This window comes from Cupriavidus basilensis (genome assembly GCF_008801925.2).
In the GTDB taxonomy this organism is placed as follows: domain Bacteria; phylum Pseudomonadota; class Gammaproteobacteria; order Burkholderiales; family Burkholderiaceae; genus Cupriavidus; species Cupriavidus basilensis.
On sequence record NZ_CP062803.1, the window covers coordinates 3,059,005 to 3,085,329 of the forward strand.

Here is a 26,325-nt window from a genome sequence, read left to right on the forward strand (position 1 = left end):
GATGCCGGATATGCCCAGGCCCCGGACGCGGCGGATAAACCGCGCCGGCTGCGCATCCGGACCCCGATACCAAAACGCCCCGCTCAAGCCATGAGCGGGGCGCGCAAAGCCAATGTGCGGCTTAGTTGGCAGCGGTCTTGGTGGCGTCCTTGTGCCAGGTGAACACAACGAACTTGAACGACTTCAGGTCGCCCTGCGCGTCGTACTCGACCTTGCCGATCGGGGTCTGGAAGGCGTTCTTGTGCATGTACGCGGCAACCTTGGTCGGGTCGGTGCTCTTGGCGCCGGCGATGGCGTCGCCAATGATCTGGACCGCGGCGTAGGCCGGCATCTGGAACGGACCGTTGGCGTCACGCTTCTTGTCGGCGAAGGCCTTGACCAGCGCGGCGTTGGACGGATCGGCGGAGAAGTCGGCCGGCAGCGTGACCAGCATGCCTTCCGAAGACGCGCCGGCGATGGCCGTCACGTCCTTGTTGCCCACGCCTTCAGGACCCATGAAGGTCGCCTTGACGCCCTGCTCGCGCGCCTGGCGCAGCAGCAGGCCCATTTCCGGGTGATAGCCGCCAAAGTAGACGAAGTCCACGCCTTGCGACTTGAGCTTGGTAATGACGGCGGAGTAGTCCGAATCGCCTGCGTTCACGCCTTCGAACACAGCCACGGGGATCTTGGCGGCTTCCAGGTCCTTCTTCACCGACGAGGCAATGCCCTGGCCGTACGACTGCTTGTCATGCAGGATCGCGACCTTCTTGGGCTTGATCTTGGTGATGATGTACTGGGCAGCAGCCGGGCCTTGCTGGTCGTCGCGGCCGATGGTGCGGAAGATGAACTTGCGCTTCTTGTTCTCGGTCAGCTGCGGCGCGGTGGCCGACGGCGTCACCATGACGATGCCTTCGTTCTCGTAGATGTCCGAAGCCGGGATGGTCGAGCCCGAGCACACGTGGCCGATCACGTAATGGATCTTCTGGCTGACGATCTTGTTGGCTACCGCCACGGCCTGCTTCGGTTCGCAGGCGTCGTCCATCATCACCACTTCGAACTTGTTGCCGCCCGCGCCGCCGGCGGCATTGATCTGCTCGATGGCAGTCAGCGCACCAGCCTTGACCATGTCGCCGTACTGGGCAACGGAGCCGCTCATGGGGCCGGCAATGGCAATCTTGACGGTTTCAGCGTTGGCAGCAGCGCCGAAAGCGCACAGGGCCGTGGCCAGGGAGATGGACGTAAGACGGGACAGCGTCATTCAGGAGCTCCTCGATTATGGTTGGGTCATGGGCTGAGACGGCATGACCTGCGCAATCGAACAACACCCGCGAGCGAAAACCTGGAAAAGACGCCCGAGACGCGGAAGACGGGCCTGCAAGAAATGAAGCGTGTGCGGGGCCCGGCATGTGTCAGCCCTCCTGTGCAATCCATGCAACGGAAGACCTTGGTTCGGAAAGACAACGTTGATGCGTTCTCTATTGCGCAGGTGATTCGCCTGCCCCGCTCGCCTCAACGCAGTCCGGAAGGGTGGCCCGGCTGCTGTCGGCAAAGCAGCCCGCATTATAGGGTCAAATTCCGCGCCGGATGGCACATTTGCACAACAAATGAGGATCTTAATGGTAGTAACACAGCACAAAGCGTCGGAAATTGGCGTTATCGCCACGTTTCACGCAATAAATCTTTTGCGCCGCACAAGTGCTGCCGGGCTTGGAGGACAAGGCCTTGTCGAGACCGGAGCGTTTGGTATTGCTGCGCCGCCCCGGCGAGTCGTTTCGCGTCTTGGCTGAAGGACCGGATCTGTGCCTGTGCGCGCGCACAACAGCAAAACGCCCCGGCCAAGGCCGGGGCGTTTCATGCTGCATGCGGCGCCGTGACTGCCGGCGCCACCTTACCGGGGCATTAACGCGTGCCCATATCCGGCACGTTGCGGCTTGCCGCGCCGTTGAACAGCTGGCGCGGACGGCCGATCTTGTATTCCGGATCGGTGATCATTTCTTCCCACTGCGAGATCCAGCCCGGGGTGCGTGCCAGGGCGAAGATGCAGGTGAACAGCGACGTCGGGATGCCGAGTGCGCGTTGCACGATGCCCGAGTAGAAGTCGACGTTCGGGTACAGCTTGCGGCTGACGAAGTACTCGTCTTCCAGCGCGATCTTTTCCAGTTCCATGGCGAGCTTGAACAGCGGGTCGTTGTGCAGGCCCAGTTCGTTCAGCACTTCATAGCAGGTTTCGCGCATCAGCTTGGCACGCGGATCGTAGTTCTTGTACACGCGGTGGCCAAAGCCCATCAGGCGCACGCCCGAGTTCTTGTCCTTGACCTGCTTGATGAACTCGGTGATGTTGTCGACGCTGCCGATTTCCTCAAGCATCTTGAGGGCGGCTTCGTTGGCGCCACCGTGGGCAGGGCCCCACAGGCAAGCCACGCCGGCAGCGATGGCGGCGAACGGGTTGGTACCCGAGGAGCCAGCCAGGCGCACCGTGGAGGTGGAGGCGTTCTGCTCGTGGTCTGCGTGCAGGATGAAGATGCGGTCGAGCGCGCGCTCGAGCACCGGGTTCACCTTGTACGGGGCGCACGGCGTGGAGAACATCATCTGCATGAAGTTGCCCGAGTAGGACAGGTCGTTCTGCGGATAGATGTACGGCTGGCCGATGTTGTACTTGTAGGCCATGGCGACCAGGGTCGGCATCTTGGCGATCAGGCGGATCGCGGAGATTTCGCGCTGGTGCGGATCATCGATGTCCATGGCGTCGTGGTAGAACGCGCTCATGGCGCCCACCAGGCCCGTCAGGACGGCCATCGGGTGGGCATCGCGGCGGAAGCCGCGCAGGAAGAACTGCATCTGCTCGTGAACCATGGTGTGGTTCATCACGGCGCCCACGAATTCTTCCTTCTGCTTGGCGTTGGGCAGTTCGCCCTTGAGCAGCAGGTAACAGGTTTCCAGGTGGTCGCACTTGGTGGCCAGTTGCTCGATCGGGTAGCCGCGGTACAGCAGCTCACCCTTGTCCCCGTCGATGTAGGTGATCTTCGAATTGCACGAAGCCGTCGACATGAAACCGGGGTCATAGGTGAACTTGCCGGTTTGTCCGTACAGCTTGCGAATATCGATTACGTCGGGGCCAACGGTACCCGTATAAATCGGCAGCTCAACGCTGGGGGAACCATCGGAAAACGATAGCGTGGCTTTCACATCGGACGGCGTCATGTCGGTTCCTTCTAATGCTGACTAATAATGTTGACGAAACTCAGACCGAACGCAGCAGGGCAATCACGTGCTGCATCGGGGGCGTGTCGAGCTCACCGTCCAGCTCCTTGCGTGCAAGAAGCAGGTCCATCAACTCGTTGTCGCTCAGCTCGAAGAGTTCGGAGAGCGAGGCCACGTCCTGGTCGGAGAGGCTTTCTTCGTAACGGTTGAAAAAACGTTCGACGATGATGTCGTTCTCCAGGAGGCCGCGCCGCGCGCGCCAGCGCAGTCGTGCACGCCGGTGCGGGTCGGCCTGGTGGGAGAAACTGGGGGAAACACTTTCGGTCATAGGTACCTACTTCCGGCGCGCCGGTCGGGTATGCAGTTTGATAGCCCGGACTGACGCGCCGCTTACAACAACCGCGCAGGATCAGACCGAGCGGCGAACCATCAGCTCTTTGATCTTGCCGATGGCCTTGGTCGGGTTCAACCCCTTCGGGCAAACGTCGACGCAGTTCATGATGCTGTGGCAACGGAACAAGCGGTACGGGTCGTTCAGGTCGTCCAGGCGCTGGCTGGTCGCCTGGTCGCGGCTGTCCGCGATGAAGCGATAGGCTTGCAGCAGGCCGGCCGGGCCGACGAACTTATCCGGGTTCCACCAGAACGACGGGCACGACGTCGAGCAGCTTGCGCACAAGATGCACTCATACAGGCCGTCCAGCTCGTCGCGTTCCTCGGGCGACTGCAGGCGCTCTTTCTCGGGCGGCGGCTCGTCGTTGATGAGGTACGGCTTGATCGAGTTGTACTGCTTGAAGAACTGCGTCATGTCGACGATCAGGTCGCGCACCACCGGCAGGCCGGGCAGCGGACGCAAGACGATGCGTTCCGGCAGCTCAAGCATGTTGGTCAGGCAGGCCAGACCGTTCTTGCCGTTGATGTTCATCGCGTCCGAACCGCACACGCCTTCGCGGCACGAGCGGCGGAACGAGATGGTTTCGTCCAGCTTCTTCAGCTTGACCAGCGCGTCCAGCAACATGCGCTCATGACCGTCGAGCTCGACCTCGTACGTTTGCATGCGGGGGGCCGCATCCTTGTCCGGGTCGTAGCGGTAGACTTCGAAAATACGCTTCATTTCTGTGGGTCCTGTGGGTCCTACGCGGTGCTTAGAAGGTCCGGGCCTTGGGAGGAACGCTTTCCACCGTCAGCGGGTTCATCTTCACCGGCTTGTAGTCGAGGCGGTTGCCTTCGCTGTAGAACAGCGTGTGCTTGAGCCAGCTCTCGTCGTCGCGATTCGGGAAGTCGCTGTGCGCGTGCGCACCGCGGGATTCCTTGCGGGCAGCTGCCGAAATCATGGTGGCCTTGGCCACTTCCACCAGGTTGGCCACTTCCAGGGCTTCCACCAGCGCGGTGTTGAAGACCTTGGACTTGTCCTTCAGATGGATGTTGTCAGCACGTTCCGCCACTTCCAGGATGCGCTCGACGCCTTCGTCCATCAGCTTCTGCGTACGGAACACGCCCGCATGCGACTGCATGTTCTTGCGGATGTCGTTGGCCACGTCCTGGGTGTATTCACCCGACGACGACGATTGCAGCTTGGCCAGGCGCGACATGGCGCGGTCGGCAGCGTCGGCCGGCAGCGGCTTGTGCTCTTTCTGCTTGATCGAGGTCGCGACGATGTGGTTGCCGGCCGCGCGGCCGAACACCACCAGGTCCAGCAGCGAGTTGGTGCCCAGGCGGTTGGCGCCGTGCACCGACACGCAGGAGCATTCGCCGATCGCGTAGAAACCGTTGATGACTTCGTTGGGGTTGCCGTTCTTCGGCGCCACCACCTGGCCATTGATATTGGTCGGGATACCGCCCATCTGGTAATGGATGGTCGGCACCACCGGGATCGGTTCCTTGATCGCGTCGACGTTGGCGAACTTGACACCGATCTCGCGGATCGACGGCAGGCGCTTCATGATGGTGTCGGCCCCGACGTGCGTCAGGTCCAGCAGCACGTAGTCGCCGTTCGGGCCACAACCGCGGCCTTCCTTGATTTCCTGGTCCATCGAGCGCGAGACGAAGTCGCGCGGCGCCAGATCCTTCAGCGTCGGCGCATAGCGCTCCATGAAGCGTTCGCCGTCCTTGTTACGCAGGATACCGCCTTCCCCGCGCACGCCTTCGGTGATCAGCACGCCCGCGCCGGCCACGCCGGTCGGGTGGAACTGCCAGAACTCCATGTCTTCCAGCGGCACGCCTGCGCGCGCTGCCATGCCCAGGCCGTCACCGGTGTTGATGAAGGCATTGGTCGAAGCGGCATAGATACGGCCGGCGCCACCGGTGGCGAACAGCGTGGTCTTGGCCTCGAGGATGTAGACCTCGCCGGTTTCCATTTCCAGCGCGGTCACGCCCAGCACGTCGCCGTCGGCGTCGCGGATCAGGTCCAGCGCCATCCACTCGACGAAGAAGTGGGTCTTGGCGCGCACATTGCGCTGGTACAGCGTGTGCAGCAGTGCGTGGCCGGTACGGTCGGCAGCCGCGCAAGCGCGCTGGACCGGCTTCTCGCCGTAGTTCGACGTATGGCCGCCGAACGGACGCTGGTAGATGGTGCCGTCGGCGTTACGGTCGAACGGCATGCCGAAGTGCTCGAGCTCGTAGACGACCTTGGGGGCTTCACGGCACATGAATTCGATTGCGTCCTGGTCGCCCAGCCAATCGGAACCCTTGATGGTGTCGTAGAAGTGATAGTGCCAGTTGTCCTCGCTCATGTTGCCGAGCGAAGCGCCAATGCCACCCTGCGCCGCCACGGTGTGCGAGCGCGTCGGGAAAACCTTGGAGAGCACGGCGACATTCAGGCCGGCTTCCGCGAGCTGGAGGGATGCGCGCATCCCAGCGCCGCCCGCCCCGACGATGACCACGTCAAAGCGACGACGCGGCAATCCTGTCTTGACTGCGACCATTTATTACACCCTCCAGAGAATCTGAGCTGCGTAGCCCGCACAACCGACGAGCCACAGAATCGTAAGAACTTGCAGCACGAGGCGCACGGCCATCGGCTTCACATAGTCCATCCAGATGTCGCGCACGCCAATCCAGGCGTGATACAGCAGCGACAGGATGGTGAGGAACGTGATGATCTTCATCCACTGGTTGGAGAAGAGACCCGCCCACGCTTCGTAGGAAGCGCCGTTCGAGAGCAGGAAGGCGACTGCCAGCACGATGGTGAAGACCACCATGATGACAGCGGTGACGCGCTGCGCAAGCCAGTCTTTGAGACCGTAGTGCGCACCGACGACCAGACGCTTGGGACCGATATTATTATTTGCCACGTTGACTCTCTCCTCAGAACAGGCCGAACAGCTTCAGGCCGAACACAGCGGTGAGCAACAGGCTGATGATCAGCACGGCAACAGCGGACTTCGCCGAAGCGGGCTTGGTCACGCCAACGTGCACGTCGAGCAGCAGGAAACGGATGCCGGCGCAGAAGTGGTGCAGGTAACCCCAGATCAGAGCCAGCAGAACCAGCTTGACGAAGCCGCCGGACAGAAGCGCCGAGAACTTTGCGAAGCTCAGTTCGGAAGTGACGCTCTGTTCGAAGAGATACAGGACGAAAGGAAGGAGGAGGAACATCAGAGCGCCGCTTGCGCGATGCAGGATGGACACCTTGCCGGCCCAGGGCAACCTGTAACGCGCCAGCTGCGTCACATGGATGTTCCTGAACTCCGGCCTGGCTTGTTTGGCTTCAGCCATTGCTAGACCCCATTTGCGGTAAACAAAAAACGAAACTTCTGAGCGCCCTGGATGCAAATGGATGCAGCCGGAGCAAATCCCGATAATTTTAGCGCCTTTGTTGCGCGGCGCACCAATAATTTTCAGCTATCGCGCACCAACATGGCGTGCCCGACAATCGCACGCAACCATGCCGCGAGGTAATCATCCCTGCTTTGCGCAACAGCGGCGGCTGCCGTAGCTGCAACAGCAATAATCGACATGGATTGCATTCCGGTGTATCAGCTCAAATCGTTCTGATAATAGTGCCGGGTGGTTACATACAGGCCGCGACGGACTTCGACGGGCCGGTCGCCATAGGTAAACGAGACGCGCTCGACAGACAAAAGCGGCGTGCCAGCGTCCACGGACAGCAGCGACGCGGTGGCCTCGTCAGCGGCCACCGCGCGGATTTTTTCGCTCGCCCGGATCATGCGCGTGCCGAACTCGGCCTCGAACAGCGCATACATCGGGCCCTTCCATTCGGTCAGCTTCTCGGCTGTCAGGCCCTTGAAGTTGGTGCCCAGCAGCCAGATTTCGTCCAGCACGGTCGGCTCGCCGGAGAAAAACAGCACGCGGCGGATCTGCACCACGCCATCGCCGGTGCGGATGTCAAGAAGGCGTGCGATTTCGGCCGGCGCGCGCAGGCGCTTGCATTCCAGCACCTGGCTGGCCCCATAATGGGGCTCGCCCTCGTCGGGCACCAGGCGCAGGAAGCGGAACTTCACGCCATCCTCGTGGTGCGTCGTGACAAAGGTGCCCTTTCCCTGGCGGCGCGCCACCAGGTTCTCGGCTGCGAGTTCGTCGATGGCCTTGCGTACCGTGCCCTGGCTGACCTTGTAGCGGGCCGCCAGGTCCATTTCGCTGGGGATCATGTCGCCGGGCTTCCATTCGCCGGACTGCAGGCTCTGCGTGATGAGCGCCTTGATCTGCTGGTAGAGTGGGCTGAATGTTGGCGAGGCCGCCGCAGCGGACGGCTGCGTCCCGGCGCCGGACGTAGCGGCGCCGTTATCCTGCACTGCAGCAACGGCAGTGCCGGCGAGGGACGGGGGCAGGGATGACATAGGCGAATTTCACCACAAAACGAGGAAGCGCGTCCAGCCCGCCATTAAATGTCTTATGTCTTATATAAGACATATGAATTGACAACACAAATGGGCAGGCCTACACTCCCGCAGGTTTCACGCCGACACCCGCTCTGGATACGGCACCCCTCTTCGCAGTAGACTTACGCTTTGTCGCACCCCATGACCCGTTGTGGCTCCCTCCAGTCGGTATCGCTAGCAGCGCGCCGGCGGATTGCCGCTTGCCGCCGTGGCGACAAACCCGCAACCGGTGACGTCCGGACTACCCTCCGGCCAGGCACCGACCAGTTTCCCCCTCTTCTTGTTTGGAGAATTACTCATGGCTAAAGCCCCAATGCGCGTCGCAGTCACCGGCGCCGCTGGCCAGATCGGCTACTCCCTGCTGTTCCGCATCGCCAATGGCGACATGCTTGGCAAAGACCAGCCGGTCATCCTCCAATTGCTCGACCTCCCGCAAGCCCAGGCCGCCGTCAAGGGCGTGGTGATGGAACTGGAAGATTGCGCATTCCCGCTGCTGGCCGGCGTGGTGATCACCGACGACCCCAAGGTCGCGTTCAAGGACGCCAACGTCGCGCTGCTGGTCGGTGCCCGTCCGCGTAGCAAGGGCATGGAGCGCAAGGACCTGCTCGAAGCCAACGCACAGATCTTCACGGTGCAAGGCAAGGCGCTGGACGAAGTCGCCGCCCGCGACATCAAGGTGCTGGTGGTCGGCAACCCGGCCAACACCAATGCCTACATCGCGATGAAGTCGGCTCCGAGCCTGCCCAAGGAGAACTTCACCGCCATGCTGCGCCTGGATCACAATCGTGCCCTGTCGCAAATCGCCGCCAAGACCGGCAAGCCGGTTGCGTCGATCGAGAAGATGTTCGTCTGGGGCAACCACAGCCCGACCATGTACGCCGACTACCGCTACGCGACCGTCGACGGCCAGAGCGTCAAGGACCTGATCAACGACCACGCCTGGAACAACGACGTGTTCCTGCCGACCGTTGGCAAGCGCGGCGCCGCCATCATCGAGGCCCGTGGCCTGTCGTCGGCAGCTTCGGCCGCCAACGCTGCCATCGACCACGTGCATGACTGGGTCCTGGGCTCGAACGGCAAGTGGGTCACCATGGGCATCCCGTCGGACGGTTCGTACGGCATCCCCGAAGACACCATGTTCGGCTTCCCGGTGACCACCGCCAACGGCAAGTACGAAATGGTCAAGGGCCTCGAAGTCGACGCCTACAGCCAGGAAAAGATCAATATCACGCTCAAGGAACTGGAAGAAGAGCGTGCCGGCGTGCAGCACCTGCTCGGCTGATCCAGGATCCAGGCAGCGCCAATGACCAGACCGGAGCTTCGCATCGATTCACGAATCGGCGCGGGCTCCGGTTTTTTCATTCCGGCGCCCCGCCCCTGCCTCCCTCAACCGCTATTCGATTGAATAAAGTGCATCCTTCCGAGGTCTTGTTCCAGGGCGAAGCCATTCCGACGCAACTGCCGGTCTGCGACCACTATGCCGGCAACGAAAAGCTGATGCTGAAGTCGCTTGCCCTGCAGCAAGAGCTTGGGCCCGTCTTCGATATCACCTTCGACTGCGAAGACGGCGCCGCCGTCGGGCTGGAGCGCGAGCACGCCGAGTTGTGCGCACGCCTCATCAACAGCCCGCAAAACCACTTCAACCGCGTGGGCGTGCGCATCCATGACCCGGCGCACCCCTGGTGGCGCCAGGACATCGACATCCTGGTAGGCAGCGCCGGCGCCCGGCTGGCCTATGTGGTGGTGCCCAAGGTGACCGATGTGGTCGAGGTGGCGCGCGTCACCGACCACGTGAACCAGGCGGCCCGCGCCGCCGGCATCGCACGGCACATCCCCATTCATGTGCTGATAGAGACGCATGCCGCATTGGACCAGGTATTCGACATCGCCCGCCTGGTGCAGGTGGAATGCCTCAGCTTCGGGCTGATGGATTTTGTTTCCGCCCACCACGGTGCCATCCCGGGCGACGCCATGCGCTCGCCGCAGCAGTTCGAGCACCCGCTGATCCGGCGCGCCATGCTGGAGATCTCGGCCGCCTGCCATCGGTACGGCAAGGTGCCCTCGCATAACGTCAGCACCGATATCGAGCAGCCATCCCGCGCCGGGGACGATGCCCTGCGCGCCCGGGCCGAATTCGGCTACCTGCGCAAGTGGAGCATCCACCCGAGCCAGATCCAGCCGATCGTGTCGGCCTTCCGCCCCAGCGGCACGGAGATTGGCGCGTCCAGCGAGATCCTGCTGGCCGCCTACGAGAACAACTGGGCGCCGATCCGCCACCAGGGCCAGTTGCACGACCGCGCCAGCTACCGCTATTTCTGGTCCCTTCTGCAGCGGGCGCACGCCACCGGTGCTGATCTGCCCGGCACGGTGCTCGAACGCTTTTTTGCATGAACGTTGCCTGGCACGCGCCAGGCGATGACCACGGTGTGCCACAGGATCGACCCCGCGCTTGGCTCGGGCAAGAGACCAGACAGGAGACGCGATGTCAGAGCAGCAGCCAGTCCCGCAGAACGCCCCGAAGCCGAAGAAATCCGTCGCCCTGTCGGGCGTGACCGCCGGCAATACCGCGCTGTGCACGGTCGGCCGTACCGGCAACGACCTGCACTACCGCGGCTACGACATCCTCGACATCGCCGAGACCTGCGAATTCGAGGAAGTCGCCCACCTGCTGGTGCACGGCAAGCTCCCCACCCGCGCCGAACTGGCTGCCTACAAGGCCAAGCTCAAGGCCCTGCGCGGCCTGCCCGCCAACGTCAAGGCCGCCCTCGAATGGGTGCCCGCCAGCGCCCACCCGATGGACGTGATGCGCACCGGCGTGTCCGTGCTTGGCACCGTGCTGCCGGAAAAGGACGACCACAACACCCCCGGCGCGCGCGACATCGCCGACCGCCTGATGGCCAGCCTGGGCTCCATGCTGCTGTACTGGTACCACTACAGCCATAACGGCCGGCGCATCGAAGTCGAAACCGACGACGACACCATCGGCGCGCACTTCCTGCACCTGCTGCACGGCCAGAAGCCGTCCGCGCTGTGGGAGCGCGCCATGCAGACCTCGCTCAACCTGTACGCCGAGCACGAGTTCAACGCCTCCACCTTCGCCGGCCGAGTGATCGCCGGCACGGGCTCGGACATGTACTCGTCGATCTGCGGCGCCATCGGCGCGCTGCGCGGCCCCAAGCACGGCGGCGCCAATGAAGTGGCGTTCGAGATCCAGAAGCGCTACGACAGCCCGGACGAGGCGCATATCGACATCTCGCGCCGCGTGGAGAACAAGGAAGTGGTGATCGGCTTCGGCCACCCGGTGTACACCACCGGCGACCCGCGCAACCAGGTGATCAAGGAAGTGGCGCGGCGCCTGTCCAAGGATGCCGGCTCGATGAAGATGTTCGACATCGCCGAGCGCCTGGAAACCACCATGTGGGACGCCAAGAAGATGTTCCCCAACCTGGACTGGTTCAGCGCGGTGAGCTATCACATGATGGGCGTGCCCACCGCCATGTTCACCCCGCTGTTCGTGATCGCCCGCACCTCGGGCTGGGCTGCGCATATCATCGAGCAACGCATCGACAACAAGATCATCCGCCCCAGCGCCAACTACACCGGGCCGGAAAACCTGAAGTTCGTGCCGATCGGAAAACGGAAATAAGCCGCGCAGGCCGCAAACCACCTTGCCATGTAGCGAAGGCGCCCCCTTGCCCGGCCTGGGGCTGCCGCGAATTATGTAACGGATGGTAGGGGCACTACGCCCCGACTTTCAAATCGTAGAGAATAGCGGCGGATATGGCTGCCGGCCTTGCCGGCAAGCCACCGCCATTGACCCAACTCCAGAAGGAACCCACAGAATGAAGCATCTTGTCCTCGCCGCCTGCATCGGCGCCTTTACGCTGACCACCGCTGGCGTTGCGATGGCCCAGGAACCGGTCAAGAAGGCCGCTCCCGCCAAGAAGGCCCCTGCGAAAAGCTCCAAGAAGACCGCGGCCGCAGCACCCGCAGTCGTCCCGAGCGGTGAAAAATGGCAGTGCGAACTGGGCCATGTCCTGTACATCGGCGGCAACATGCAGCGCGATGAAGTCATCACCGTGAACTGGGAGGGCAAGGAATACCGCCTGCCCCGCCTGTCCACCGTAACCGGCGCCGACCGCTACTTCGACGCCCGCTCCGGCCTGGACCTGGTCGTGATCCCGAGCAAGGCCATGCTGTTCAACAAGAACGCCGGCCAGCGCCTGGCCGACGAGTGCCAGACCGCGGACATGCAGGCTGGCGGCTCGGCCCCGACCCAGGCAGGCGCGCTGCGCGCTCCGGTAGCCACCCCGTTGCTGGTCGCCCCGTCGGCACCGGCAGCCGATGCCGCGCAGGCACCGGCCGCCCCCAAGCAGTAAGCACCAACCTATAAGCAGTAAGAGCAGTAAGCGGTAATCAGTAGTAAGGGGCCGTAGCCTGGCATCGCCCGGCTACGGCCCCATGGGCACCAGGAAGCACAAATATCCGAGGGAACCCCATGTCCGCGCCTATTTCGAACGTCCGCCCCGAACCGGACCCGGTCCTGGCCGACATCGTCGACTACGTCACCAGGTATCAGGTCAAGAGCGCGCTGGCCTACGACACGGCCCGCAACTGCCTGATCGACACGCTCGGCTGCGGCCTGGAAGCCCTGTCGTATCCGGCCTGCACCAAGCTGCTGGGCCCGATCGTGCCCGGCACGGTAGTCCCCAACGGCGCCAAGGTGCCCGGCACCCAATTCCAGCTCGACCCGGTCCAGGCCGCCTTCAATATCGGCGCCATGATCCGCTGGCTCGATTTCAACGACACCTGGCTGGCCGCCGAATGGGGCCACCCGTCCGACAACCTCGGCGGCATCCTTGCCACCGCTGACTGGCTCTCGCGCAACAACGTGGCCGCCGGGCGCAAGCCGTTGACCATGAAGGACGTGCTCACCGGCATGATCAAGGCCCATGAGATCCAGGGTTGCATCGCGCTGGAAAACGCATTCAACAAGGTGGGCCTGGACCACGTGGTGCTGGTCAAGGTGGCTTCCGCCGCCGTGGTTGCGCAGATGCTCGGCCTCGCCCGTGACGAAATCCTCAACGCGGTGTCCCTTGCCTGGGTCGACGGGCAAGCGCTGCGCACCTACCGCCACGCCCCCAATACCGGCAGCCGCAAGAGCTGGGCCGCCGGCGATGCCACCAGCCGCGCGGTGCGCCTGGCGCTGATCGCCCGGACCGGCGAGATGGGCTATCCCTCGGTGCTGAGCGCCAAGGGCTGGGGCTTCTACGACGTACTGTTCAAGGGCCAGCCCTTCAGGTTCCAGCGCCCGTATGGCACCTACGTGATGGAGAACGTGCTGTTCAAGATCGCCTTCCCGGCAGAATTCCACGCGCAAACCGCGGTAGAGGCCGCCATGGCCCTGCACGGCCAGCTGTCCGCCGCGGGCAAGACGGCAGCGCAGATCAGCCAGGTCACCATCCGCACCCACGAGGCCTGCATCCGCATCATCGACAAGAAAGGCCCGCTGGCCAACCCCGCCGACCGCGACCACTGCATCCAGTACATGGTGGCGGTGCCGCTGCTGTTCGGCCAGCTGACTGCCGAGGACTATGAAGACAAGATGGCGGCGGACCCGCGCATCGACGCCCTGCGCGACAAGATCGTGTGCGTGGAGGATCCGCAGTTCACCGCCGACTACCACGACCCGGAGAAGCGCTCCATCGCCAATGCGCTGACCGTGACGCTGGACGACGGCACGGTGCTGCCCGAAGTCGTGGTGGACTACCCGCTCGGCCACAAGCGCCGGCGCGACGAGGGCATCCCACTGCTGGTGGAGAAGTTCAAGACCAACCTGGCCCGCCGCTTTCCGGCCAGGCAGCAGCAAGCGATCCTGGCGGTGTCGCTGGACCAGGCGCGCCTGGAGGCCATGCCGGTCAATGAGTATGTCGACCTGTACGTGATCTGAGTGAACTGGGCTGCCTGAGAAAAAAACAGGGCCGATTCGCGCGCGCCAAAGCCAATGGGGGCTGACGCCGGCTGACGCCTTGGCCTAAAATCCACGCGGCAAGTACCTTGGTTTAGCGATTCGGCAGCAAAGCAGTCCTGCAAGATCAATCAGCGAGGAAAGCAGTAGGCATGAACACGGCGCGCAACCCGCGCCGCGCACCGCGCGGCAACCCTGCTTCTCCGGCAGCCGGCGGCAATAGACGATTTACGAGTCCAAGCAAGTCCGCACCATCCTTCGATTGGAGTAAGGCAATGCCCCACAATCTCAATAAGACGCTAAAAGAATTCAAGACCGGCCCGTCGAGCAAGGGCCAGTTCTACTCCCTGCCGCAACTGGGCAAGGCACTAGGCGTGGCGGTCGAGCGCCTGCCGGTATCGATTCGCATCGTGCTGGAATCGGTGCTGCGCAATTGCGACGGCAAAAAAGTCACCGAGGAGCACGTCAGGCAGCTCGCCCACTGGAAGCCCGTCGCCGAGCGTGTCGACGAGATCCCCTTCGTGGTTGCGCGCGTGGTGCTGCAGGATTTCACCGGCGTGCCCTTGCTGGCCGACCTGGCCGCCATGCGCAACGTGGCCGAGAAAATGGGCAAGAACCCCAAGAAGATCGAGCCGCTGGTTCCCGTGGACCTGGTGGTCGACCACTCGGTGCAGATTGACCACTTCCGCGAGAAGAACGCGCTGGACCTGAACATGAAACTGGAGTTCCAGCGCAACAACGAGCGCTACCAGTTCATGAAATGGGGCATGCAGGCCTTCGATACCTTTGGCGTGGTGCAGCCGGGCTTCGGCATTGTGCACCAGGTGAACCTGGAGTACCTGGCCCGCGGCGTGCACAAGAAGGACGGCGTGTACTACCCCGACACCCTGGTCGGCACCGACAGCCACACCACCATGATCAACGGCATCGGCGTGGTGGGCTGGGGCGTGGGCGGCATCGAGGCGGAAGCCGGCATGCTGGGCCAGCCGGTCTATTTCCTGACGCCCGACGTGGTCGGCGTGGAACTGAAGGGCCGCCTGCGCGAAGGCGTGACGGCAACCGACCTGGTGCTCACCATCACCGAAATGCTGCGCCGCGAGAAGGTCGTCGGCAAGTTCGTCGAGTTCTTCGGCGAAGGCACGGCCAGCCTGGCACTGCCGGACCGCGCCACCATCGGCAACATGGCACCGGAGTATGGCGCCACCATGGGCTTCTTCCCGGTCGACGAGAAAACCATCGACTACTTCAAGGGGACCGGTCGCACCGAAGAAGAAATTGCCGCCTTCGAGGGCTACTTCCGTGCCCAGAAGATGTTCGGCGTGCCCAAGGCCGGCGAAATCGACTACACCAATGTGGTCACGCTGGACCTGGGCACCGTGGCCCCCTCGCTGGCCGGCCCCAAGCGCCCGCAGGACCGTATCGAAATCGGCAATGTCAAGTCCACCTTTGCCTCGCTGTTCGCCAAGCCGACCGCCGAGAACGGCTTCAACAAGGACATCGCGGAACTCGACAAGACCTACACCACGGCCGACGGCGTGAACGTGAAGAGCGGCGACGTGCTGATCGCCGCCATCACGTCCTGCACCAACACCTCCAACCCGAGCGTGCTGCTAGCCGCCGGCCTGCTGGCCAAGAAGGCGGTGGAAGCCGGCCTCAAGGTGGCGCCGCACATCAAGACGTCGCTGGCCCCTGGCAGCCGCGTGGTAACGGAATACCTGCAAGCCGCCGGCCTGCTGCCGTACCTGGAAAAGCTGGGCTTCGGCGTGACCGCCTACGGCTGCACCACCTGCATCGGCAACGCCGGCGACCTGACGCCGGAACTGAACGAGGCCATCACCAAGAACGACCTGGTGGCCGCCGCCGTGCTGTCGGGCAACCGCAACTTCGAAGCACGCATCCACCCGAACATCCGCGCCAACTTCCTGGCCTCGCCGCCGCTGGTGGTGGCCTACGCCATCGCCGGCAACGTCACGCGCGACCTGATGACCGAGCCGGTGGGCACGGGCAAGCGCGGCCGCGAGATCTACCTGGGCGACATCTGGCCGACCTCGGAAGAAATCCACGCGCTGATGAAGTACGCGATGGACTCGAAGGTGTTCAAGGTCAACTACGAGCAGGTCAAGAAGCCGAGCAAGCTGTGGGCCAAGGTCAAGGGCACCAAGGGCCAGGTCTACGACTGGCCGAAGTCCACCTATATCGCCGAGCCGCCCTTCTTCGAAAGCTTCGGCATGGAGCCGGCCGCCACGCAGTCGAGCGTGCGCAATGCGCGCGCGCTGGGCGTCTTCGGCGACTCCGTGACCACCGACCACATCTCGCCGGCTGGCTCCATCAAGGAATCGTCGCCCGCGGGCAAGTACCTGCTGGCCAACGGCGTGCTCAAGGCGGACTTCAACAGCTACGGCTCGCGCCGCGGCAACCATGAAGTCATGATGCGCGGCACCTTTGCCAACGTGCGCATCAAGAACCTGATGCTGCCGGTCAAGGCAGACGGCTCGCGCGTGGAAGGCGGCGTCACGCTGCACCAGCCTTCCGGCGAAGAAATGTCGATCTACGACGCCGCCATGAAGTACATCGCCGAAGGCACGCCCACCGTGGTGTTCGGCGGCGAAGAGTACGGCACGGGCTCGTCGCGCGACTGGGCGGCCAAGGGCACCCAACTGCTCGGCGTGAAGGCCGTGATCACGCGCAGCTTCGAGCGCATCCACCGCTCCAACCTGGTCGGCATGGGCGTGCTGCCCCTGCAGTTCAAGGGCAGCGACAGCGTGCAGACGCTGGGCATCATCGGCAACGAGACCTTCGATATCGAAGGCATCGAAGGCGACCTGAAGCCGCAGCAGGACGTGACGCTGGTAATCAAGCGCGCCAATGGCGACGTGCAGCGCGTGCCGGTGCTGCTGCGCATCGACACCCCGATCGAGGTCGACTACTACAACCACGGCGGCATCCTGCCGTTCGTGCTGCGTCAGTTGCTGGCTGCCTGACCGGAGTGCTCCTGGCCCTTCGGGGCCAAGGGGTGACGCCGCTGGCTCTGCGCCTCTTTCGGAGGCCATGGCCAGCGGCGTTTTTCTTTGGGGCGCCATTCGCGCTGGCCCCAAAGCGCATCAGCCGTCGCTTGCACCGGGCTTGCCCCAAGTGTTGGCCGGTGTAAGTTCCACGCAAGGCTGCCCTGCCAAACTGCCCGTCATCCACAAAGAAAAACGCCTTGCGCGGGACAGCCATGCCGGCCAACCCCGCCTGAAACGCACAGGAGACATCATGGCAAAGATTTTCATCGCATTCGTCGTCATTGCCGGCGCCGCACTGTATATGCTGTCAAAAGGCGGCGACATCTCGATGGGCGGCGAGCAGCACGGCGTGGAAACCCACGCGCCGGAGGCTGCGCAAGCGCCCGCGCAGAAGTAAAACCCGGTCGGTTCCGCCACTGCGCGGCGCTGCCTGACGCAACGCAATACAGCCGCCCGGCCCCCTGGCGGCTTTTTTTGTCAACGCAGCGAGTAGAATACCGTTTTACCGAAAAACGGATGATTTCGACTTATGGCAGGTTTTCGCCCCAAGGCTTCCCAACGTCTTTCGCCTGACGCCGAGCGTCTGGTGGCCGATGCGCTTGCGCTCGATGCCTCGGGCAGCCGCATGGAGGATGGCTACTGGGAGCGGCGTCTTTCGCAACGCCTTGGCCGGCTCCTGAAGAACGGCAGCCAATCCGCGCTCGACGCAGCGCTCGAACACCTGTTCAAGCACAACGCCGACGCCTCCGACGTGCTTGCCGAGCAAGCCGAGACCCTGGCCGAATCGGCTACCGTCGAAATCGACGGCGTCAGCTACGACGCCCTGCTGATCGCCGCGCCCATCCTGGCCCACACCCGCTACGCCATCCCGTCCGGCGCGCTCAAGCCCGAGCTGTCGCAGACGCTGGCTGTGCACATGCAGGCGCATGTGCTGGCGGCCAACACCAAGATGGCGCTGTCGCCCTACCTGTATAGCATCGACCAGTTGCCGCGCACGCACAGCGACACCTTTGCCCTGACCTACAAGCTGGTATCGGCTGCCATGGCCGGCACCACGCCCAAGGTCGACCTGCGCGACCTGCCGGAAACCGCGCCCATCCTGGCCGATCCGCGCTATCTGCTGGCCGTGGTGGTGGCGCCGCACGAGCAGGCTCTGTTCCGCTGGCAGGAAGACGCCAAGGAACACCATGCCGAGCGCAGCGTCTGCCTGGAGCAATGGCGCACCCAGGTGCAGCCCTCGATCGCGCTGCTGATGCCTGGCTGCGAGTTCGACCTGCTGCTGCCCGACGCCTTCTTCCTGTCCTGCCGCGAATCCGACAAGAGCATCCGCCCGCTGACCGTGCGCGCCGCCGTCAACTACCTGTGCGGCACGCTGGATGTGCCGGCCGGCCAGATGGCGGCCGTGGTGGCGGCATTCGGCGAAGAGGAAGTCGAGGAATACCGCGTAGGCTTCACCATGCGCGGCGAGAAGGATGTGATCTACGGCATCGTCTGGCCGGTGTACGGCCGTGAGTCCGGCGAGATCGATGCCAGCGAGAAGGACAACCCGCTGGAGCAGATCTGCGAGGAACTGCGCAACGCCGGGGTGGAAGACATCTTCCGCCACGCCGCGCTGTTCGACCCCGAGTATTGCGAAGACTGTGGCACGCCGCTTTACGCCGACCGCTCTGGCGAGATCGTCCACGCCGAGTTGCCGGAAGACGCGCCCACGCAGCAACCGCTGTTCCACTAAGCTGCGTCGCTTCGCCCTGCCTGACCAACGGCCCGCCCTGCGCGGGCCGTTTTTTCTTCAGCCGGCGGCCGCCGGGCTGATGCAGCGCCACAGCGCATGGCCGGAGGCCGCGTATTTGCGCTCGAACGGTGTGATGGCCTCGGCCGGCTGCCACAGTTCGACCTGCGCAGGCCGGCCGACCAGCGCCAGGGCCTGGGCAAACTCGTCGATATAGATCTGCCAGTTGCTGCGGCACTCCAGGTACCGGCCGCACGCAGCCAGCGCCGGGAACACCGCATGCCCCTGCCAGCGCCGCCCCAGGTGCCCGATCTTGGGCCAGGGGTTGGGATACAGCACGTAGTGGCGGTCCACCGCGATGCAGTCCGACTGCAGCATCCGCCAGACGTCGACCAGGTCCGCGCGCGCCCAGGCAAAATTGGCCGGCATCGGGCCATCCCACCAGTCCTTCCCCCCAGTCAACCGCTTTTCCGACTGGTCCACGCCGATCACAAAATGCCCGGGGAACGCCGTGGCCAGGCGCAAGGTGCTCTCCCCCACGCCGCAGCCGGCGTCCAGGATCAGCGGGGCCGCCCCGGCCTGCTGCCATTGCTGCAACGCAAGATCCAGCGCGCGCCGGCTTGGCTCGCCGATGGGCTTGCGAAAGGGCTCGGCCAGGTGGCGGGCAAGGCGCGCCTCGAGGTGGTCGTGGACATCGGCCTGGGCCGAGGTGATGGTGCGGGAGTTGGCAAACATGGGCGGGATTCTACCCGGCTGCCGAGCGCCGCGGGCTCGCCGGGGCTTGCGGCTCGGGCGACGGGCATGGACAAATGCCATCCAGTGCTGCGAGCATAAGGATATGACGTCGATGTCGCACGCAGATGTCGTTTTGACGGCACAATGCGGGCAACCGGGGTGGACAAGCGGGCCGCCCAAGCGTGTCCCGCCACCCCATCTGAGAACCCGCCGCCGCCATCCCATCCTGGCGGCGGCCCGTACGAGGAGCGCATCCCGATGACCGCCACACGCCGCACACGCCACACTTCCAGCCTCACCGCCATGATGCCGCGCCGCGCGCTGCTGCAAGCCGGTGCCGCGCTCGCGCTCGGCAGTGCCGCGCTGATGCTGTTGCCCGCCGGTGCGGCGCAGGCTGAAGACCTGCGCATCGGCTTGTCCGCCGACGTGACTTCGATGGACCCGCAGTGGAACAACTCCGGCCCCAACAACGCCATCGCGCTGCATATCTTCGAGTCGCTGGTGTTCCTCGACAAGAACGCCCGCTACATCCCCGGCCTGGCGCTGTCGTGGAAACCGGTCAACGCCATCACCTGGGAAATCAAGCTGCGCCCCAACGTGAAATGGCATGACGGCACGCCGTTTACCAGCGAAGACGTCAAGGCCTCGCTCGAGCGCCCCGACAAGCTCACCAACAGCCCGGGCTCCTTCACCAGCTACACGAAGCCGATCGCGCGCATCGACACGCCCGATCCGTTGACCGTGCGCCTGACCATGAGCGTGCCGAACTACGCCAACCTGGCCAACGACCTGAACAGCGTGCCGATCATGCCGAAGAAGGTAGCTGCCACGCTGAGCCAGGCGGATTTCGACTCCGGCAAGGCGATGATCGGTACCGGCCCGTTCAAGTTCGTGCGCTTCGCGCGCGGGCAGGAAATCGTGATGGCAAAGAACCCCGACTACTGGGGCCCGAAGACGGAATGGGATCGCGCGATCTTTCGCATCATCACGGACAATGGCGCGCGCAGCGCGGCGCTGCTGTCCGGCGACGTCGACGTGATCGAAAGCGTGCCGTCCGCGGACGTGGCCAAGCTCAAGCAGAACCCCAAGTTCCGCATCGAGCAGCAGGTCTCGTGGCGCACCATCTTCTGGCAGATGGACCAGTCGCGCGACAACCCGCCCTACGTCACCGACAAGGCCGGCAAGCCGCTGGGCAAGAACCCCTTCAAGGACGCACGCGTGCGTGCCGCCATCAGCCACGCGCTGAACCGCGACGCCATCGTCAGCCGCATCATGGAAGGCCTGGCCGTGCCGGCCTCGTCGATCGTCTCGCCGCAGATCTTTGGCCACCCCGGCACCAAGCCGGATGCCTATGACCCCGAAGGCGCCAAGAAGCTGCTGGCCGCGGCGGGTTATCCGGATGGCTTCGGCCTGACGCTGCACGCCACCAACAACCGCTACCTGAACGATGCCGCCGTGGCCCAGGCCACCGCCAGCATGCTCACGCGCATCGGCATCCAGACCAAGGTGGAAACGCTACCGGTCGCCGCGTACTTCACGCGCGCGCGCCAGGGCGACTTTGCCTTCGAGATGCTGGGCTGGGGGTCGGCAGCGGCCGACGTGGCGCTGCGATCGATCACTGGCACGCCGAACCCCAAGACGGGATATGGCACGTGGAACTGGGGCAAATACAGCAATACCCAGCTCGACCAGCTGATCGAGAAATCGCTGACCACGGTGAGCAGCGATAAGGCCCGCGAGGAGAACGCTCGCGCCGCAGCCAGGTTCGCCCTGGCCGACCACGCCATCATCCCCTCGCACAGCCAGCTGGCGATGTGGGCCATGCGCAAGGACCTGAAGTACGAAGCACGCACCGACGAATGGTCGCTGGCGCAGTTCTTCCACAAGCAGTAAGCGTCTCGCGAGGCGGCGCCGGGCGTTGAACCCGGCGCCGCCAGCTAGCTGGCGGCTTGGATCAGATCCGCAGGCCGTCTTCCTGGTTCGCGTTTGCCGCGCGCAAGCCCTTCACCCATTCCCGCGCCGGCAACCCGGTCGTATCCTCCAGCACCTTCGCGCGAATCTCCAGCACATCCCACGATACATCGATCGCCGGCCCATTGAAGGCAAGCGCAATGACATTGCCGTCATGCACTTCGGGGAACACCAGCACGCGGTTATCAAACGCTTCACAGATCCGCACGATGTTCTTCGGGAAGCTGTCGTGGTCGCCGAACAGGTTGATCGTCATCACGCCCGGCGCCTTGAGCACGCGCCGGCACGCCTTGTAGAACGCCGTAGTGTCAAGCACCGGCCCGCGCGCGGTGGCGTCATACAGGTCCACCTGCAGCACATCCAGCGCGCCGGTGTGCGCGCCATCCATCACGTAGTCCCACGCATCCTGCTCCCGCACGGTAAGGCGCTCGTCGTCTTCACGCAGGCCGAACATGCTGCGGCCCGCAATGATCACGGCCGGGTTGAGCTCCACCGCCGTCACGCGCGCGCGGCTGAACTGGCGATGGCAGAACTTGGTGAGCGCAGCCGCGCCCAGGCCCAGCTGCGTCACGTGAAACTCCGGCGCCGAGGGCGACAGGAACAACAGCCACGCCATCATCTGCTGCGCGTACTCCAGCTCGATGGCATCGGGCTTGCGCAGTCGCATGGCGCCTTGCACCCATTCGGTGCCGAAATGCAGGTAGCGCACACCGTCCATCTCGGAGAAGGTGACGGGCGCGAAGCGCGGGGTCATGCGCTTTTCCTCGCGCTGCGCTGCTTGCGCGCCGCGTGCGCCGCGTCCGTCCTCGGGGCTGCGTGCGCCGCGCGCGGGACGGCGCGAGGCCACGGCTTCAATCGATTTACGTTTGAGAAGAGTCATGGTGGTCAGCAAGAATACGTGTCAGCGTGCCGCCCAGCGGGGCGGCATGTCAGTCGGTTCGGATCAATCCGGGGCTCAGGCTTTGCCGAGCGCGCCCTGGGCACGCTGCAGCCACTCCCGGTTGTGCTCGCGGGCGTGGCGCGGCCAGTGCTTGCCGTCGTGCACGATCTCCGCGTACAGCGCCTGGGCGCGCTCGCGGTCGGCCGGCTCCCCCTGGGCCGTCAGCCAGTCGGCAAACAGGCAGCGCGCGGCGGCATCGCTGGCGCAGGTCAGCGCCTGCTCGAATGCGGCCCGCGTGCCGGGCGCGTCCGACGCGGCCAGCGCGCGGGCGTACAGCAATACAGGGTCCGCTTGCTGGCGGGCCTGGGGCTGGGAGGCAAACAAACGCTCCAGCGCGGCCACGGCAGCAACATGGCCACCGGTGGCGAACTGCGCGCGCGCCAGCCCCAGCAGCAGCGCCGGATCGGTGGCGAACGGCCCGCTGGCGGCGGCCTCATAGTGTTCCAGCGCGGCCTTGGGCTCGCCAGCCTCGAGCAAGGCGGCGCCCAGGCGCATGCGGTGATCGACGGTGGGCGCGCGGTCGAACGCGTCGCGCGCCTCGCGCACCGCGCGGTTGGGGTCGACCAACTGGCCAATGGCGCGCTTGGCGGCCCGCGCACCCCGCGTCTGGCGCAGCCCGGGCAGGTAGATGGCGAAGAAATACACCACGCTGCCCAGGCCCGGGAAGGCAAACAGGATCAGCAGCCAGTACATGTTCTGCTGGGTGCGCACCGCGTGCACGGCGAAGAACACGGCGATGATGACGTGAAAACCAATTCCTAGATACGGCATTGTCTATCTATCCTGCAAAGCGTTGGCCGGCGGCCTTCCCACCGGCATGCATAGCCGTGATTGTGACAGATGCGGCCGGGGCGCCCGATGCGGCATGCTACTTGCTACTGTCACAAATGCCTTTTACGGTAAGGCTGTCTTGCGCTTACGTTCCGCGCCTGGCTTCACGGCCGGCCGGCCTGGCTTGCCTCACCAAAACCCGAGACGCTCCCTCCAACCCGGCCCTCCACGACAAAGGATCCGCAGATATGAGCTACATCCACTTCATCGGTGGTGAAAAAGGCGGCGTCGGCAAATCGCTCGTCGCCCGCCTGCTAGCCCAGCATTTTATCGACCGGAGCATGCCGTTCCTGGGCTTCGACACCGACAAATCGCACGGCGCCTTGCTGCGCTTCTATGCCGACTTTGCCGCGCCCGCCGTGCTGGACAAGCACGACAGCCTGGACCCCATTATCGAGCACGCCGTGGAAGATCCACAGCGGCGCATCCTGGTCGACCTCGCGGCCCAGACGCAGCACGCACTTGCAAAATGGATGGACGACGCCGACGTGCTGGCGCTGGCCGAAGCCCATGGCCTGACGCTCACCTGGTGGCACGTGATGGATGCGGGCCGCGACTCGGTCGACCTGCTGCGCCAATGGCTTGACCAGTTCGGCGGCCGCATCAAGCTGGTGCTGGTCCTCAACGAAGTCCGCGGCGATCGCTTCGAGATCCTGGAAGCCTCGGGCGAACGCGCCCGCGCCGAAGCGCTGGGCGCCAGCGTGATGACGCTGCGCCACCTGCCCGATACGACCATGCAGAAGATCGACCAGCAAAGCACCAGCTTCTGGGCCGCGGTCAATCATCCGGACCGCGCCGCCACCGGGCTCGGCATGCTGGAGCGCCAGCGCGTCAAGGTCTGGCTGAACCGGGCGTATGGGGAGATGGCTGCGCTGGCGTTGTGAGTGGAAGCGCCGCCAGTGGAATCGCTGTGAATGGAAGCGTTGCGAGGCAGATCGCTGGCGGCCGGGCGCTGTTGTCAAAGCAGCACCCGCCCCATCGCCCGCATCTCGGTTGACTGCCCGCGTCTTGCCTTGCCAATGCTGGGCGCGCAAATCGCGCTTGAGCACCTTGCCCGCACCGGACAAAGGCATCTGGTCCCGCAACGCGACCGTCTTCGGACATTTGTACCCGGCGATCAAACCGCGGCAGTGCGCACGGATATCGTCTTCGGTTGCCTGCATACCCGCCTTCAGGACGACGACCGCGTGGACCGCTTCGCCCACCGAACCGCGCGGCACCTGGGGGCGGGTCATCGTGCCCGCGCGAGCCGCGCCTCGGGTTGCGCTAGTTGTCAGCCCGCTCGGCCGGCTTCGTGGGCAACGGACCAAAGACGATCCTCCTGAGCTTGTCGGGGCCGATCACGCGGGCCAGTTCGGCGAACAAGCAATAGTTGGCAATCAGCGTCACCAGCAGGATCTGGATGGCCCAGAAATGCGGCCAGTTGATCTCGGCAAGCAGCCGATGGTTGGCGGCAACCAGGCCGGGCGCTTCCTTCCAGTAATCGAACAGGTGCTCCAGGTAATGCACGAGCAACGCCACCAGGGTGTAGATCAACGTCCTCCAGCCGGCATTCCAGATCAGCGGCTTCTCGGGAAAACGATTGACGAACGGCAGCAGGTTGGCGAGCAGCACGCATTTCCCGAGTACCAGGGCGGCGATCGTCACCGAGGCCGAAGTCGGCAGCGAGATGCCAGCATCCCGGGTCATCAACGTGCGAACGATCGCGACGATGTGGAGGATGACAAAGAAGAAGAGCGTCGGCGGCAGCATCTCCATGAACTCATGCTTGATCGTGGCGGCCAGCTTGTTCATATGGATATTCCGTCCAGTTTGACACTGCGAAATCCAGCGCTAGGGTGCGCCCCGAATCCCTAGCCCGGCAGCCTCGATCCCTGCGGCCTGCCGGGTCAGCAGCGGTTCGCCGTTGACTGCGCGAGCGATCAGGGCATCGGGCTGCGCGACGGGAATTCCCTGCGCCCGGTACCATGCATCATCATAGTAAGTATTGCCATAGCGTTCACCGCTATCACACAGCAGGCCGACGATGGCGCCCTGCTCGCCCGCCGCCGCCATCCGCTCGGCCAGGTACAGCACACCAACGAAGTTAGTGCCTGTCGAGCCGCCCACGCGACGCCCGAGGCGCGCGGCCAGATAGCGCATTGCGGCAAAGGACAAGGCATCGGGCACCTTGAGCATCGCATCGATGCACGTCGGAATAAAGGAGCGCTCGACACGCGGGCGGCCGATGCCCTCGATCCTAGATCCGACATCCAGGCTCAGGCTGCTGTCCGGCTGGCCCGCCAGCGTACTTTTGAAATAGTCAAAAAATACGGAGTTCTCCGGGTCGGCGCAAAGAATGCGGGTGCTATGCCGGCTGTAGGCTACGTAGCGGCCCAATGTTGCGACGGTGCCACCGGTACCTCCGCTGGCCACGAGCCACGTCGGAACCGGATGTTCCTCGTCAGCCATCTGCTTGAAAATCGACTCGGCGATATTGTTGTTGGCGCGCCAGTCGGTGGCACGCTCCGCATAGGTGAACTGGTCCATGAAATGGCCTCCGGTTTCCACCGCTATGCAGTGCGACTCCGTATAGATGTCCGCCGGATTGGCAACCAGTTGGCAGCGCCCGCCATAGAATTCGATCGCTTCGATTTTCGCCCTTGAGGTACCCGCCGGAATCACCGCCACAAAGGGCAAGCCGAGCAGCCTGGCAAAGTAAGCTTCGGAGATGGCCGTCGAGCCGCTGGACGCCTCCACGACGGTGCTTTTTTCGTTCAGCCAGCCATTGCAAAGCGCGTAGAGAAACAGCGATCTCGCCAGGCGATGTTTCAGGCTGCCGGTCGGATGGCTGGATTCATCCTTGAAATAGAAGCGGATTTGCGGATATCCCGGCAGGTCCAGCGGAATCAGGTGCGTATCGGCGCAGCGGTTGAAGTCGGCTTCGATCTTGCGAATCGCTTCGCGGGTCCAGTCAGAGCGTGGCATGGGGACCTTCACTGAAATGACTGCGAACAGAACAATGGCCTTGGGCGCCCGGCACGGCTTCGCGCCGGTTGGCCTATCGAGATTTCGATGATAGACGCCCGAGCGGCTCTGCGGTAATTTGCCCTTCTGCGGCAGCCGACGGCTTGCCCGCCGGCACGAATATC

Annotated in this window: 23 protein-coding genes and 1 pseudogene; 10 read left to right on the forward strand and 14 right to left on the reverse strand. The window is 64.1% G+C overall.

Annotated features, from left to right (window positions below; translation table 11 throughout):
• Nucleotides 1-121 precede the first annotated feature (121 nt).
• From F7R26_RS14110 to F7R26_RS14145, 8 genes are all read right to left on the reverse strand, one after another.
• Nucleotides 122-1,237 carry a branched-chain amino acid ABC transporter substrate-binding protein gene (locus F7R26_RS14110; protein WP_150993326.1) on the reverse strand — a complete coding sequence of 372 codons (1,116 nt, stop codon included), beginning with the start codon at nucleotides 1,235-1,237 and terminating at the stop codon, nucleotides 122-124.
• 641 nt (nucleotides 1,238-1,878) lie between these two features.
• Nucleotides 1,879-3,180, reverse strand: a complete 1,302-nt coding sequence (gltA, locus tag F7R26_RS14115; RefSeq protein WP_006161619.1) for a citrate synthase — start codon at nucleotides 3,178-3,180, stop codon at nucleotides 1,879-1,881.
• Between the two features lie 40 nt (nucleotides 3,181-3,220).
• A complete protein-coding gene (locus tag F7R26_RS14120; protein WP_006161620.1) occupies nucleotides 3,221-3,508 on the reverse strand; it encodes an FAD assembly factor SdhE in 288 nt (95 codons plus the stop codon).
• A gap of 81 nt (nucleotides 3,509-3,589) precedes the next feature.
• On the reverse strand, nucleotides 3,590-4,291 hold the full coding sequence (locus tag F7R26_RS14125; protein ID WP_043348027.1) for a succinate dehydrogenase iron-sulfur subunit: 702 nt from the start codon (nucleotides 4,289-4,291) through the stop codon (nucleotides 3,590-3,592).
• Between the two features lie 31 nt (nucleotides 4,292-4,322).
• Nucleotides 4,323-6,101: a succinate dehydrogenase flavoprotein subunit gene (gene sdhA / locus F7R26_RS14130; RefSeq protein ID WP_150993514.1), complete on the reverse strand. Its 1,779-nt coding sequence runs from the start codon at nucleotides 6,099-6,101 to the stop codon at nucleotides 4,323-4,325.
• 3 nt (nucleotides 6,102-6,104) lie between these two features.
• On the reverse strand, nucleotides 6,105-6,470 hold the full coding sequence (gene sdhD, locus F7R26_RS14135; protein ID WP_043348033.1) for a succinate dehydrogenase, hydrophobic membrane anchor protein: 366 nt from the start codon (nucleotides 6,468-6,470) through the stop codon (nucleotides 6,105-6,107).
• Nucleotides 6,471-6,483: 13 nt separating this feature from the next.
• A complete protein-coding gene (gene sdhC, locus F7R26_RS14140; RefSeq protein WP_150993516.1) occupies nucleotides 6,484-6,891 on the reverse strand; it encodes a succinate dehydrogenase, cytochrome b556 subunit in 408 nt (135 codons plus the stop codon).
• Nucleotides 6,892-7,151: 260 nt separating this feature from the next.
• Nucleotides 7,152-7,973 carry a GntR family transcriptional regulator gene (locus F7R26_RS14145; protein ID WP_150993518.1) on the reverse strand — a complete coding sequence of 274 codons (822 nt, stop codon included), beginning with the start codon at nucleotides 7,971-7,973 and terminating at the stop codon, nucleotides 7,152-7,154.
• A gap of 340 nt (nucleotides 7,974-8,313) precedes the next feature.
• Between F7R26_RS14145 and F7R26_RS14150 the strand changes: the two genes are divergently transcribed.
• The 8 genes from F7R26_RS14150 to F7R26_RS14185 all read left to right on the forward strand — a co-directional run bounded on the left by F7R26_RS14150 (nucleotide 8,314) and on the right by F7R26_RS14185 (nucleotide 18,720).
• Complete coding sequence (locus tag F7R26_RS14150) at nucleotides 8,314-9,297, forward strand: malate dehydrogenase (RefSeq protein WP_150993520.1); 984 nt, start codon at nucleotides 8,314-8,316, stop codon at nucleotides 9,295-9,297.
• A 128-nt stretch (nucleotides 9,298-9,425) separates the two neighbouring features.
• Nucleotides 9,426-10,406: an HpcH/HpaI aldolase/citrate lyase family protein gene (locus tag F7R26_RS14155; RefSeq protein ID WP_150993522.1), complete on the forward strand. Its 981-nt coding sequence runs from the start codon at nucleotides 9,426-9,428 to the stop codon at nucleotides 10,404-10,406.
• Between the two features lie 91 nt (nucleotides 10,407-10,497).
• Entirely contained in the window at nucleotides 10,498-11,661 is a 1,164-nt protein-coding gene (gene prpC, locus F7R26_RS14160; protein ID WP_193692074.1) for a bifunctional 2-methylcitrate synthase/citrate synthase, read from the forward strand.
• Nucleotides 11,662-11,857: 196 nt separating this feature from the next.
• Entirely contained in the window at nucleotides 11,858-12,394 is a 537-nt protein-coding gene (locus F7R26_RS14165) for a hypothetical protein (protein ID WP_150986345.1), read from the forward strand.
• 119 nt (nucleotides 12,395-12,513) lie between these two features.
• Nucleotides 12,514-13,965 (forward strand): bifunctional 2-methylcitrate dehydratase/aconitate hydratase, encoded by a 1,452-nt coding sequence (locus F7R26_RS14170; protein ID WP_150986346.1) that lies wholly within the window; start codon nucleotides 12,514-12,516, stop codon nucleotides 13,963-13,965.
• 293 nt (nucleotides 13,966-14,258) lie between these two features.
• Nucleotides 14,259-16,964: an aconitate hydratase AcnA gene (acnA, locus tag F7R26_RS14175; RefSeq protein WP_150986347.1), complete on the forward strand. Its 2,706-nt coding sequence runs from the start codon at nucleotides 14,259-14,261 to the stop codon at nucleotides 16,962-16,964.
• Nucleotides 16,965-17,238: 274 nt separating this feature from the next.
• Nucleotides 17,239-17,385: a hypothetical protein gene (locus tag F7R26_RS14180; protein WP_170301880.1), complete on the forward strand. Its 147-nt coding sequence runs from the start codon at nucleotides 17,239-17,241 to the stop codon at nucleotides 17,383-17,385.
• Nucleotides 17,386-17,517: 132 nt separating this feature from the next.
• Nucleotides 17,518-18,720: a DUF2863 family protein gene (locus F7R26_RS14185; protein WP_150986348.1), complete on the forward strand. Its 1,203-nt coding sequence runs from the start codon at nucleotides 17,518-17,520 to the stop codon at nucleotides 18,718-18,720.
• Between the two features lie 57 nt (nucleotides 18,721-18,777).
• Here F7R26_RS14185 and trmB read toward each other — a convergent pair whose 3' ends face one another.
• Nucleotides 18,778-19,452: a tRNA (guanine(46)-N(7))-methyltransferase TrmB gene (trmB, locus tag F7R26_RS14190; protein ID WP_193692075.1), complete on the reverse strand. Its 675-nt coding sequence runs from the start codon at nucleotides 19,450-19,452 to the stop codon at nucleotides 18,778-18,780.
• Nucleotides 19,453-19,710: 258 nt separating this feature from the next.
• On the opposite strand from trmB, the gene F7R26_RS14195 reads away from it, so the two are divergent.
• Entirely contained in the window at nucleotides 19,711-21,345 is a 1,635-nt protein-coding gene (locus F7R26_RS14195) for an ABC transporter substrate-binding protein (protein ID WP_241754321.1), read from the forward strand.
• Nucleotides 21,346-21,406: 61 nt separating this feature from the next.
• Here the strand turns inward: F7R26_RS14195 and F7R26_RS14200 are convergent, their stop codons facing one another.
• Nucleotides 21,407-22,303 carry a class I SAM-dependent methyltransferase gene (locus F7R26_RS14200; protein ID WP_150986349.1) on the reverse strand — a complete coding sequence of 299 codons (897 nt, stop codon included), beginning with the start codon at nucleotides 22,301-22,303 and terminating at the stop codon, nucleotides 21,407-21,409.
• A gap of 75 nt (nucleotides 22,304-22,378) precedes the next feature.
• Nucleotides 22,379-23,134 carry a tetratricopeptide repeat protein gene (locus F7R26_RS14205; protein WP_150986350.1) on the reverse strand — a complete coding sequence of 252 codons (756 nt, stop codon included), beginning with the start codon at nucleotides 23,132-23,134 and terminating at the stop codon, nucleotides 22,379-22,381.
• Nucleotides 23,135-23,382: 248 nt separating this feature from the next.
• Here F7R26_RS14205 and F7R26_RS14210 point away from each other — a divergent pair, with 248 nt between their 5' ends.
• Nucleotides 23,383-24,078 carry a P-loop NTPase family protein gene (locus F7R26_RS14210; protein WP_150986351.1) on the forward strand — a complete coding sequence of 232 codons (696 nt, stop codon included), beginning with the start codon at nucleotides 23,383-23,385 and terminating at the stop codon, nucleotides 24,076-24,078.
• A 177-nt stretch (nucleotides 24,079-24,255) separates the two neighbouring features.
• Here F7R26_RS14210 and F7R26_RS14215 read toward each other — a convergent pair.
• The 3 genes and pseudogenes from F7R26_RS14215 to F7R26_RS14225 all read right to left on the reverse strand — a co-directional run.
• Nucleotides 24,256-24,429, reverse strand: a pseudogene (locus F7R26_RS14215) (AMP-binding enzyme); the annotation flags it as partial.
• Between the two features lie 31 nt (nucleotides 24,430-24,460).
• On the reverse strand, nucleotides 24,461-24,988 hold the full coding sequence (locus tag F7R26_RS14220) for a hypothetical protein (RefSeq protein ID WP_150986352.1): 528 nt from the start codon (nucleotides 24,986-24,988) through the stop codon (nucleotides 24,461-24,463).
• A gap of 39 nt (nucleotides 24,989-25,027) precedes the next feature.
• A complete protein-coding gene (locus F7R26_RS14225; protein ID WP_150986353.1) occupies nucleotides 25,028-26,161 on the reverse strand; it encodes a PLP-dependent cysteine synthase family protein in 1,134 nt (377 codons plus the stop codon).
• Nucleotides 26,162-26,325 lie beyond the last annotated feature (164 nt).